Raw genomic sequence first — 13,230 nt, forward strand, 5'->3', positions numbered from 1 at the left:
CTATTAGATAGCTACTCTTAAATCCAAATCGTTCTGCAGGCGATTGTAATTCGTGTAAAGCACTTCAATCTCATTAGTGATCGCTGGTGTGAAAGTACCTACTTTTCTCCGCGTAAAAGTTGAAATATTTAGTCCCCTTTTTTGTAAAAAATACTTCGAAACAATTGGGTAAACGTTGTGCATCACATCCATGTTTTCGATAAGGAACTCCTGCACCCGTTGCACTTCATTTGCCAAGCCGGGTTCGTTATAATTATCGCATAACCAGACAATCAATTCCGGGAAATAATTGCCCTGTATGCAGGAAAGACCAGCAGAACCAGCTTTAAGGGAATCAACTGCATGAACCATATAAGCATCGTAAAGGCCAAACTTATGCCCTTCGGTCAAAGCTAGTTTCTCTTTAATTTGATTGATATCAAGACTTGTATCTTTATGATAAATCACCCGGCCCGTAGATACAAAGCTCTGTAATTGAGTTGGAGATAGTAATCTTTTATAAGGCACCGGACACTCATAGAAACCAACAGGAACGTCATCCGTTGCATTCAACAAATCAAACACCCTTTCATTAAACACCTCATCAGGTTCATTTTCGGCAGCTAATAAGCTGGTAATTAAAATTACAGCTTCGGTGCCCTGATCATTTACTTTCTTAACAAAGTCTGCCTGCTCAGCAATAGGCCCACCAAAGGTTCCTGTAGCAACCACAGGCACTGCACCATCTACAACATTTATTACGTGCTTAATTGCATCAATTCGTTCTTTATCAGTCAACTCAAACATCTCGCTCGAGAGACAATTCGCAAATAGCCCTTTTGACCCTGCCTCAAGATACACTTCAGTGAGCTTGGTAAGTGCATCAAAATCAATACTTCCATCATTATTAAAGGGCGTGAGCATCACCGGGATGAACCCTTTTTGTGAGTTTTCCATTCTTATTTTTATAATAATATTTTACAATAGAGAGATTTAGCGGTTATCTTTCTTTTTTAGAGTGTATTCTTATTCTTTCAGGCCCTTCTCCGGATCCTGGTGAAGAATACACCTGCCAGGAAAATTGTAAGAGTGCCTATTACTATGATCATGTTTTTGTGAAGCGGACTTTTCAAGTAATCATAATCCGCGGGAATACTATTTGAGAACGTCATCCAGATGATAACCAATATTCCGATAATCGTAGCTATTAAAGCTTCATGATTTTTACTTTGTTTACTAATAATTCCCAAAAGGAACAAACCCAGCATACCGGCCGCAAATATTCCAGACAGCTCCCACCAAACATCCAATATACTTTTAACACCTATCATTGCTATTCCTGCTGCTAATCCTAAAAATCCAAATACTACGGTAGCAAGGTGTAAAAGCCTGAGATTAGCTTTCTCATTAAGATCATGCTTTAAGTATCTTTTATAGATGTCTACAGAAAATACGGTAGCAGAAGCATTCATTCCTGAGCTAATAGTGCTCATTGCTGCAGATAATATGGCGGAAACGATCAATCCGACCAGACCTGCGGGAATTTTAGTGACCATAAAATGAGGCATGATCTTATCTCCGTAATCGCCAGGCTGTAAACCCGCAGCAATTGTAGCAATATCCGCCTTCGAAGCTCCTATGCCAGCTCTTTCAACGGCCACTTGCTGCCTTATTGCTTCGATAAATTCAGGATGCTGCTGATAGTAGGCAAACAGGCAAGATCCTATAATGAAAAACAACAAAGATGCAGGAACATATAACCAGACACAAAGCCAGATAGACTTTGCCGCTGCTCCTGATGACTCGGCTGTATGATACCGCTGAATATAGTTCTGATCCATCCCGAAGTTATTCAGGTTGATAAAGAATCCATAAAGAAGAATCACCCAAAAGGAAGATTCAGTGAAGTTCATCGAGAAACTTCCCAAGCTGAACTTATCATTTGCCTTTCCGATTTCAACGATTTTAGAAACGCCGCCCGGCATCTCTGTAATAATGATATACAGAATCAGAATAGCCCCAAGGGTTTTAATCACTGCCTGGACAACTTCCGTCCAGATGACTGCTTCAATCCCACCTAGTACAGTATAAATTATTATTACGATGCCCATAATGATCATGATCAACTGCATTGAATAGCCCGTAAGTGCTTGTAAGCTAAGAGCAATACCGAAGAAAATAGATCCCATGCGCGCTAGTTGGGTCAGAAGGAAACAGACTACTGCATAAGTACGGGCCCATGCACCGAAACGGTGTTCAAGGTGTGTATAAGCAGAGATCTCACCCGTGCTACGATAAAATGGTACAAAATATTTTGAAGCAACCCAGGCCGCCAAAGGCATCGATATACTAAAGACAAAGGCATTCCAATTACCTCCGAAGGCTTTACCCGGAACCCCGAGGAAAGTATTACTACTTAAAAATGTAGCGTAGATTGACATTCCAATTGCCCATCCCGGTATAAGTCCCGACGCTTTGGTAAATTGTTCAGCATTTTTATTTTTTCTTGAAAAGTAGATTCCTACCAATACCATCGCTACGAGGTACAGAAGTATAACTATTAGATCGAAAACTGGCAGGCTTTTCATTGTTTAATACAATTCTTAACTGGCTAACTTAGTTAAACAAATATCAATTGGTAACTAGGAGCTTTTATATAGCATTTTTTCTATATACTATACGATATTATCTTAACCAATTTTAATATTAGAAATGAAAAATTCAGGTTGAAGCAGGATGATCGTAAATGGGACAGAACCCTACCAAGTTATACCCAAGACTGAGACAGGGCCGTGGCAGGTTCGAAAAGGCTTCGAGGATTTCCGAAGAAGGTACCCCCCTTTCTCGAACAATCTCCGAAGAAAGTACTGTTCCTTCCGCAACTCTCCGCAAAAGCCCGCAAATAGCCGCAAAACGCCGCAGAGAGCGGTAAAGCGGCTGCAACTTATGCCAATAGCTGTATTTTTGTGTCATCCTGCTGATGCATGAATGGCAGCAGAAAAGATTAATCTAAGTTCTTTGACATGCGAGAATTTTTCAGCTCTTCGACTCTGAATTGTACCATTTCCTCAATGAGCTCAAAAGGAATAGGTTTATTGAGAGGAAATTGGATAGAGCCCTTCCCCACTTTGTAACCCTTCAGTTTTTCGGCAAAGGCTATATTTCCTTCGGGAAGAGCGTAAAACCCGATATGATTTTTAAACGCTGCAAAATGCACAAGAGGTTTGTTATCCCGTTTGAAAGTAGGAATTCCATAACTTATGGTTTGGATAGCATCAGGTGCAATGGTCTGTATGCAAATTTGTATCTTTCTTAGGATAGTTTGAACCTCTTCAGAAAAACAACTAATATACTCTTCTATCGATTCCGCCTTACGATCCATAATTGATTCTTGATTGATGAATAAAAATATGGGTTTAAGAGTTAAGGAATGAGGTGGAAATACGACTAATTAAGGTAAGATTGCGGCTATAAATAACGTAAGGGAGCCTGGATCTAAGTATCTGAACAAAAAAGCCCGGCTAAATTGCTTTACAATTCAGCCAGGCCCGCCTTTGGCATTAACTAATTTATTGAACGTCGAGCTGATCCACGTAGATCCCTTCGGTATCGACTGCGATCATTCTAACTTTATACGATCCTGCATTAATCATAGTACCTGTATTCGTGGTCACATAGTTCCACTTACCCTCCTTAGTAGAAGCCAACTCTATAATCTCTGGTTTCTTTAAGACTGTTCCATCTTGCGCTATCAGCTCAATTTGTGCCTTAAGGGCTCTTTGATATGGGTTATGATATTTTACAGTTAAAGAGTACGTATCCCCTACCCCTGTTTGAATGGTCCATTCAAGAACATCACCAGATGCTTTCGTGAATTTTGCTCGCTCCTTACCAAGGAAATCTATCTTACCAAGACCGCTTCCTATAAATTGAGCATCAGTAGCTTTATACGAAATAACTTTTTTTAGATCATGGGCAGGTTCAAGCATTGTTGCGGGTAACACAGCAACAATTAAAGATCCAGCACTTGGCTGGGCATCTAGTGTCACTGTCTGCGCCTTTTTGAATCTTTTTCTAAATACATTATAGCTTTTGTCGCTTTCAGCTGTTCGAACTATTTGTGCTCCAGTTGCCTCATAATCCTTTAACCAGACTGGTGTTGGTATACCAGTATCCCATCCAACAAAAACATCTGCTTCTTCGCCTACCTTAAATGTAAAAGCATCACCAGCTTTGCTGCTTGTTTTAATCCATTCTGCTCCATACAAGTTAGATGGCAGTGACACAAATTGAGATTGATCATCGGTAAAAACTTTATCTCCTGTGTCCATCCAGCCTTGTTGAACTGCGTTTTTAGCCGACAAACTTTGTATAACAGTAGCCGAAGCCGGAGCGGATTTAGATGAAGGATTTGTTGATGCTATGGCAATTGCAGAAAGAACAGCCTGCCCTGATTTAACTTCCGGGAATGATATTAGCAATTGTCCGCCACTTACCTTTACCTTAAAGGTCTTTTTTAATGCTCCATCGTGCCCGGCTTCTTTCCAAATATCTAAGTCATTCAATACAACATTTCCATTGATCGCTACATCGAATAGTCGCATACCTGAACAATCCATTCCTCCTCCAGTTCCCCACCATGGTTCTGTGAAGTACAATTCGACCAGATATTCGCCATCCTCCACAGGGAAGCCGAAATTTAACTTCTCACGTCCGTAACGGAAGTCCTGGAACAAAGGCCAATCTTTGCTACCTTTTATGGGATCATGAACCCTTCTCTGACTTGCAAAAAAGTCTGGAGTACCTGGAAAATCTTTTGTCCATGAGGTGGAACCCCAGGTGCCGGTATTTTTTCGTGCCCGGTCGGCCATCCAAATATTTCCATTTTCATCCTTATAATCGCCCCCCCCACAATTCACCCGGTATAAATAGTTATAGCCCTTTTGAGGAGCAGTCAATGGTTGACTAGCTTTATAAAGATCAGCAAAGTTTGGCGAAGCAGGTAAATGATGAAGTACTACCAGATCGCTGGCTACTTCTTTTCCATTAACATAACCTTTAGCCTGCAGAACATTATAGTTAATCTCCACACCGTCCCACTGAAAATGGGTTCCTACTCCGCTGCGTTTTCTTTTTCCAAGAGAACTTTTATCTATATCGTTAAACAACTCAACCTCGTCACAATTGGAATAAATAACAATGCTATCTTTCTTTCCGGGCTTAGTCCAACGATCTGGCCAGGTATGAGAAACAATATAGACCATTGGCTCGGTAGCCTTAGGAGCATAGTTTGCTCTAAACATGTAATAAACATCTAAAGGCTCTTCCCAAGGGGTCATAAGTCCCTTATAGTTTACGGGTCCTACCCTATCGAGTTCTCTTAGCCCTTCACCTCCTTGCACCCTACCCGGATTATCGTGGGAATTTAATAACCAGAAGAAATGTCCTGTTGTCTTAGCCTTCGCAGCTTCTGCCAGTTTCACTTTCATTTCCATTAACTGTGTCATCCGGTCTTCGCTAAATATTTCATTCTGAACAAAAGGGCCCTCTGTATGAAGATCGAGCGTTCTCCAAGCACCGTACTCGCCAATAAGCACCTGCCGCTCTACATCCTGATCGTAGATCTTTGGATCACCACCATATGTGCCAGTCCAATTTTGGGGGACATCCCAATCTGTTCCTTTTCCTCCATTACACGTAGTTACTAAACGTTGAGATGAAGCTGTTGGATCAAGCTTGCGTATGAGTTCTGTACATTCACGCGCGAAGTCCTCAGGCAGCGTACTTTCATTTTCTAATCCCCACAATACAATAGAAGGACTGTTCCGGCGCTCTTTAACCCAGTCGGTCAGCAGATCCTTGAAGTTTTTACGGAAGGCAGGAGTATCATACCAAACGTGAGCAGCTAATTGTGTCCACCAAAGGATTCCCATCTTATCCCAATATTCATGATACCGTAAGTTATGCGGTTGATGAGCATCCCTGAACGCATTGAATCCGGCACTCTTAATCTGCATCACTCTACTTTTCACCTGCTCGGCAGTAAAGGCGTGACTGTTGCCTATAAGATGTTCATATTCGGCAATACCATTAATGAATACAGGTTTACCGTTAAGGAAAAATTGTTTTTGATCTTTCTTCCCGATTGGCCAACTGATCCAGCGTATCCCGTATGGCGTTACCTGTTCATCAAGGAGTTTTCCATTTTCCTGAACCCGGGTTACAATAGTATATAGGTAAGGGTTCTCAATAGACCAAAGGGTTACACCGTTAAGTTGGGTTTGATCATTGATGATCAAGGTTTTCCCAGGATCGATGTATTGAGTTTTGGCGCCTTCAAAAACTGCCTTACCATTCTTATCTACAATGCTTGTTATGACTTTAAGATTCCTCTTCTTAGTACTGTAGTTCTTTATTTCAGTGCTAAAATTGATCTTAGCTGATTTCTCTGAGACAGTTATATCGTTCCAGGCATGGACACCGAAAGGCTCGATACGAACCTCATTCGTTATTACCAGATGTACCGGGCGAAAAATTCCCATAGGTTGAGAACCTTCTGAAAATCCGCGCTCGGCAGAACATCCTCCACACACCCATGGAAGGTCCTGGATATTTGCGGGATGGTCTGCCCTTACTGCTAAAAGATTCGGCCTGTTATCAGTCAGAATCACATTGGTAACGTCAACAGTGAAAGTTGTTCTTCCTCCCGGGTGATACGCAACTTTCTTCCCATTTAAAAATACCGTTGCATAAGAACCTACCCCCTCGAAGAATAGAAAGAATCTCTTGCCTTCTTTCAATTTTTGAACCTTGAAATTCTTGCGGTACCATGCATAACCGTGACGGTTACCATGCATCAGTCTCCGATAGCCATCATACTGGTCCCAATTATGAGGTACATTAACCTGTTTCCAATTCCTTGTATTATACCCAGCTTTTTCAAAACCATTATGGGCAGCTGGGTTCTTATCAAGAGCAGTGGTTATCCAGTTATTATCAAGGGAGATATCAACACGGGTTTGAGAAAATGCAGTAGAAACAAGAAATATTAATAGTGTCGAAAGTGCGTGTTTGATGTTTCTCATTTTATTGAAATCCTGTTATACTAAGTCTGAAGACTCCTGTTCATTATACCATCCATAGAGACGCTGCGCTTAACTCTACGGACAGAATCTAATTTTGATCTTAAAGCTTTTTTATTTTGACTTTAGACTTCCGTTAAAATTATATTTCTTCCCTTTTTTCGTTTTAAAGCTTACTTCTTTTCCGCTGTATTTCAATGTGCACTTATTGCCAGCAGCAGAAACTACCTGAACCTTGCTAAGCTTTCCATTCTTCCAGTTCATGGACAATTCAAAACCACCACGAGCTTTGATACCCTTAATACTGCCATCAGCAAGATCAGAGGACAGAGCAGGCAGTAGTTCAATGTATCCTTCATGACTTTGAACCAGCATTTCTGCAACTCCGGCAGGTGCGCCAAAATTCCCGTCTATCTGGAAAGGAGGATGGGCATCAAACAAATTAGTATAAGAACCGGCATTACCCGTTGCTGGTCTTAATAAAAGTTTGATCATATTCATGGCATGATCTCCGTCTTTAAAACGTGCCCAAAAGTTTATCTTCCAAGCGAGACTCCAGCCAGTGGCTTCGTCGCCCCGATAGATCAGTGATTGCCTTGCAGCGGTCATTAATTCCGGACTTTTTTCCCAGGTAACATCATCACCAGGATGTACACCCCAAAGGTGCGAAACATGGCGGTGCTTGTTGGTTGTATCGTCTTTGTCTTCCAACCACTCCTGCAGCTGACCGTATTTACCGATCTGATTTGGAGCAATTTGAGATAGCTTACTTTGAAGATCTTTCGAGAAATCCACATCCACATTAAGCAATTTAGAAGCTTCGATAGTATTCCTAAAAAGTGTTCTAATGATCTGGTGGTCCATTGCTGGGCCAGCCACCAAACCTCCATTTTCCGGAGAATTTCCAGGGGTACTAATCAGCCAACCAGTTTTGGGATCCTTAACAAGAAAATCCACAAAAAAAGAGGCGGCAGACTTCATAATAGGATAAGCCTCGTTGCGGAGAAATTCCTTATCCTGCGTATACTGGTAATGTTCCCACAAGTGCTGACTTAACCAGCCTCCACCTCCAACCCAGATACCATGAGTAGAGGAATTTATTGGTGCAGTACCTCTCCAGATATCTGTATTATGATGCACCAACCATCCAGAGGCATTGTAATACTCTTTTGCCGTTTCTTTTCCTGCTTCAGAAAGATCTTTAATCATCGAAAAGAGAGCCTGATGCATCGGTGATAAATTCAATACTTCGGCCGGCCAGTAATTCATTTCTGCATTGATATTGGTTGTGTACTTGCTTCCCCAGGGAGGAGAAAGCAGGTCATTCCATATACCTTGCAAATTTGCAGGCCTTGTTCCAGGACGGGAACTGGATATCAAAAGATACCGCCCGTACTGCATGTATAGCGCAACAAAGGAAGGATCTTTTGAAGTAGCAAAGTTTGCCAGCCGCTGGTCGGTAGGCAAAGCTTCGTTATTACTGCTTCCAAAGTTTACAGAAAATGTATTATAGTATTGTTGATATTCTTTAATATGCTCTTTCCTAATCTTGTCATACGACATTCCTTTCAGAGCACTTAGGTCATTCTGTGCCTTCGCTACTGCATTGCCGGAGACGTCTTTATAACTTACGTAATTTGTTGCGGCTGTAAGGAAAAGTGTTGCGTCGTCCGCGTTGCTTACACTTATACCATTATCACTTACAGAAACATTTCCATTGCTGGTTTCTATCCTTAGAAAACTTTCGCCCCTCAACACACCATTTCTAACTTGCAGAGAAAGTGCTAACGTATTATTGTCAATTTTCTTGACAGAATATTTTTTGTGAGGACTTCCTAAAACTGCCTCAAAGGAAATGCTTGCTCCCTTATTTGCACTAAGATGAACTACGAGTGACTGCTGAGGCTGACTTACCAGGTATTCCCTGGTATAATCGACACCACCCGAGGTATAAGACGTTTTAGCAATGGCTGTACTAAGATCTAACTCTCTGCGGTAATTGGTTGCAGAAGCTGTGTTTTTGAAATTCAGGAACAGGTCTCCAAAAGGCTGGTAATCTGCCTGATATTTCCCTACAGCAGGAGGTTCATCATTTTGGATCTTATACTTCCACAACCCGTTCAAAGAAATACCTTTTGCTGCATCCATCCCCTCCGGATAAACTGCAATATGTCTCGTGGTATCCTTATACCCTGCAATTCCTCCTTTATCATTATAGTTGAGAACCTGAATAGATATAACATTCTTTCCCGCCTTCAAAGACTCTTTGGGGATAACATATTTCCTTCCTTCAGGATTACTGGTATGCCCGATAAGAGTTCCATTAACATAGGTAAAGTCCTCATCCCGGATCCGGTTTAGATCAAGAACGATATTTTTTCCTACCCATTTAGCTGGAAGATTAAAAGATGTTCTAAACCATACAGCTCCGTCCATTCCTTCCCATCCCGCACTCTCCCAACCTTCATAGGTTGGAACCTGAAAGGTTTGCCATTTGCTATCGTCGAAATTAGGAAGAGCAGGGTTACCTTCCATCCCCTTCAAGCCACGCATATCATTCAACCAGCCTTCTCGTTTCCCCTCATTGCTCTTCTGACCCATGAACTGCTCTTCAGCAAGTTTCTCAGCCTCCTTTTGCTTTCCTTCCGCAAGAAGTTGACGTATCTGTGGAAGATACTGATATGCCCCCTGCCGATTGTAATTCCTCGGCTCACCAGTCCAAAGCGTCTCTTCGTTAAACTGTATGCGGTCTTTATCCAGACCGCCAAACACCATTCCTCCGATCCTTCCATTGCCTATCGCTAAGGCATCTGTCCATTTTACAGCCGGTTGTTTATACCATAAGCTGTAGTTATCCTGTCCAAAAACAAAAGAACTGCTGGTTAAAAAAACAGCAGTTACTAAATAGGTTAATTTCTTTGTTAGGTTTTGCAAAACTTCCATTTCTACTTTGCCTGGTTTAAGCTAATATTCTCTGCAATAGCCTTGTCTTTATCTAAAGGAGTTTTTACGTTCCTGAAATTATTTCCATTTAAAGTTATCCCTGAAGTTTTTTCACCCTTTAATTTAAGGTAAACATCTGTACCAATTACAGGGAAGGCATTGTAAACGAAAGCATCTTTAACATTGGTGAAATCAAGAATAGGTGTTCCTGCTAATGGCTTAAATGCTTTAACACCGTTTGCTATCAGATAGCTCACATTTTCGGCTTTAATTACTGGCCCCATTTGAGTGCTTACCTCCACGTTATGGAATTCAATTTTTCTTGATTGCTTGATAACAAAGCCAGTCTTGGCTTCCATGTTAATATCATTGAATGTAATGTTCTCAATAGGCATTTCATCAAGGCCATTTAGATATCCTGCTTCGTTCGTTTGTGCAGTGATATTACTAAAATGAATATTCCTGAATGCAGGAGTACGCTCGGATACCGGTTCAACTTCTGTTTTCGCATACTGCATATCAAGAACAATAGCCTGCTCCCTGATATTTTTCATGATAATATTATCCACTCGAATATCTTCAACAACTCCGCCTCTGCCCCTAGCTGTTTTGATTCTGATTCCACGATCCGTTCCGTCGAAAATACAGTTGGAAATAGCGATCTTCTTTACTCCTCCAGACATTTCACTACCGATAACAACTCCACCATGACCCGAAAGCATAGTACAGTTAGTTATCGTATAATTTTGAGCTGGCGTATTCATTGCTCTTCCAGGCTTGTCTTTTCCTGATTTGATAGTAATACAATCATCCCCAACGCTGATATGACAGTTGGAAATGTGTACGTTGTTGCAAGACTCAGGATTTATCCCATCAGTGTTTGGAGAATGAGGATTATTTATGGTAACTCCATTAACTGTAACATTCTCGCAAAACTCAGGGTTCACCGTCCAGAATGGGGAATTGCGAATACTAATACCTTCTATCTGTACATTTTTACAATACATGGGCTGAATGAACGGAGGACGTAAAAAGCCTCTTTTCATTTGCTTTGCTTCGTCTGGTAAAAGTATATTCTTGTTGTTCTCGTCGAAGATCTTTTGCCATTTAGAACGTGGCTGTCCTTCTTTATAACCCTCTACAAAATCCCACCATTTTTTACCGTGACCATCAATGATCCCTCTTCCTTTGATAGCAATGTTCTCCGCCTTATAAGCATAGAACAATGGAGAAAAGCTGGTTACATCAACGCCTTCATATCTGCTTTTCACCATTGGAAGATACTCATCAAAGTTGTCGCTGAAGTGCAGTTCTGCCCCGGCATCAATGAAAATGGTGATGTTACTTTTTAAATGAATAGGACCGGTGAGATATTTTCCGGCAGGAAAGTATATAGTACCACCACCTGCTTTTGCAGCAGATTCAATGGCCTTTTTTATGGCTTGGGTGGCTATTTTAGAGCTATCATTTTTAGCTCCATATTTTAGAACATTGTACGTTTCCTGTGCTATGGCATTGGCAGAGAGAGAGCAGAGAGCAATTGCTGCCCAGAAGAATATTCTTATCATGTAATGATTTTCGCTAATTAGATTTTCGCTTTAATTTTCTTAAGTCCATTGCTTTTTGCGATTTCCTTTCCATCGGCAAAAACTCTGAATCCCTTACCTTTTCCGTATTTTTCTCCTGTTTTATCCCAAAGAATGGTCATGATCTTTCCATGGTAAAGAACTTTATCCAGACAGAACCAATCCCACTGATTCTGAGGCAGCAGTGGATTAATTTCTAACTTATTATCAGGACGGGGTTTTAATCCAACCAAGTCACTGATGATAATGTCAGCAAAGGTTGAGTGATTATAAAACTTACTTCTAGGATTATCTCCTTTCAACCATTCTCCGGTTTTTTCATCCTGATATTCTCCCAGGTAGATCTTGCCATTCATTTGATGTGACATAGCGTATTTATGAACCTCATTATAAAATACCTGTCTGTTCATACCATCCTGATTTTTGTAGTTATTAAGCAGGTTGGACAAGCCCTTTAATGTCTGACTGGTAGCGAAAGGCCAAACAGCACCGTCCCACTCGCAACCGTGACCGGAGCCATGTGTTCTGAATAAGGGGTGACGTCTTTCGGCTGTTGTAATACCCCATGGCGCATTAAAACCGGCAGTATCAGTTAAAGATTTCCATTGGTCAGCGTATTTCGCTTTATCTTTCGGAAGGTTGAAATACCATGGTATAAAACCGATTGCTTCGCGGGCATCACACAGACCACCTTTTTCATATTGTACTTTATAGAAAGAAGCTGTATCATCCCAAAGTTTGTCGTTCACAAAATCTCTGAGGAAAGATGCTTTTTTATCGTACTTTCTTTTTAAACTATCGTTGTTACATAGGGCAGCCATCGCCGACAAAGCCTTGGCATTGCCATACATATAACTATTGATTGTAGGGCGAACATTCTTTTCCTTTCTGCCTCCACTGATAGATTCCTCCATCGCATCGCGAACATCGAATTGCCAGAAGGTATTATCCGGGTTCATCTTTTCCTTCTCCCATTTAGAATAATCGGCATTAAGGGTCAAAAGATTTTTTTCAATAAAAGATTTGTCTTTATTTACTAAATACCGATTGTATACAGCATCGTCAATCCAACTGCTAAAAGCATGAAAGCGCTGAACTTTCCAGGCAGGATCGATATATAACCAGAAGTTGATATAGTCATTAATATACTGTTGATTTAACAACCAACGGCCCTCGTAGATATGGTGCCCCAAACCGCTGCTGATGGCGTTATACTTTCCGGCGTGGTTTGCCTGGGTAATAAATTCAGTAAAAATAAAACCTTCAGGTGTTTGCTTCAGGTGTTTTCGAACAGCCCACCAGCGATAATAATAAACCTCCTGAATAGCAGAATCAGGGCAATCAAACAATGGGATATTTTGAGAAAGCCATTCCAGTGACTGAGCATTAGGCACATGGTTTTTCACAGCTTCGTCATCAATGGAATTGAAGTAGTTAACGTACTTGCTTAATTTTTCAGTGGTTAAAATATGAGCTTTTTGCGCCGAGAGTATCCCTGCATTTAGCATCAGCAAAAAACCTATAAGAATTCGTTTCATTTAAACTTATTTTCGATTTGAATTTTTTAGTTGCACTTCGGTGCAATTTTTCTATTTCAGGTTTGTAAACAGGAAGCAGTTAAGTTGAAGCTGCGTTTAAAG

Annotated in this window: 7 protein-coding genes; all 7 read right to left on the minus strand. The window is 41.0% G+C overall.

The features are described from left to right. Window positions 1–3: 3 nt before the first annotated feature. Entirely contained in the window at window positions 4–936 is a 933-nt protein-coding gene (locus J4N24_RS18605) for a dihydrodipicolinate synthase family protein (RefSeq protein WP_207535221.1), read from the minus strand. Window positions 937–1,013: 77 nt separating this feature from the next. After that, a complete protein-coding gene (locus J4N24_RS18610; protein WP_207535222.1) occupies window positions 1,014–2,567 on the minus strand; it encodes a sodium:solute symporter family protein in 1,554 nt (517 codons plus the stop codon). Window positions 2,568–2,983: 416 nt separating this feature from the next. After that, entirely contained in the window at window positions 2,984–3,361 is a 378-nt protein-coding gene (locus J4N24_RS18615; RefSeq protein WP_207535223.1) for an iron chaperone, read from the minus strand. A gap of 187 nt (window positions 3,362–3,548) precedes the next feature. Continuing rightward, entirely contained in the window at window positions 3,549–7,064 is a 3,516-nt protein-coding gene (locus J4N24_RS18620; RefSeq protein WP_207535224.1) for a malectin domain-containing carbohydrate-binding protein, read from the minus strand. A gap of 111 nt (window positions 7,065–7,175) precedes the next feature. Further along, the gene (locus J4N24_RS18625) at window positions 7,176–10,004 is read right to left on the minus strand and encodes a glycoside hydrolase family 95 protein (protein WP_207535225.1); all 2,829 of its coding nucleotides are present in this window, start codon (window positions 10,002–10,004) and stop codon (window positions 7,176–7,178) included. A gap of 2 nt (window positions 10,005–10,006) precedes the next feature. Beyond that, window positions 10,007–11,572, minus strand: coding sequence for a glycoside hydrolase family 28 protein (locus tag J4N24_RS18630; protein WP_207535226.1), 1,566 nt, complete (start codon window positions 11,570–11,572; stop codon window positions 10,007–10,009). A gap of 17 nt (window positions 11,573–11,589) precedes the next feature. Then, window positions 11,590–13,128: an MGH1-like glycoside hydrolase domain-containing protein gene (locus tag J4N24_RS18635; protein ID WP_207535227.1), complete on the minus strand. Its 1,539-nt coding sequence runs from the start codon at window positions 13,126–13,128 to the stop codon at window positions 11,590–11,592. Window positions 13,129–13,230 lie beyond the last annotated feature (102 nt).

The sequence above is a fragment of the Desertivirga arenae genome, assembly GCF_017355785.1.
GTDB classification, from domain to species: domain Bacteria; phylum Bacteroidota; class Bacteroidia; order Sphingobacteriales; family Sphingobacteriaceae; genus Desertivirga; species Desertivirga arenae.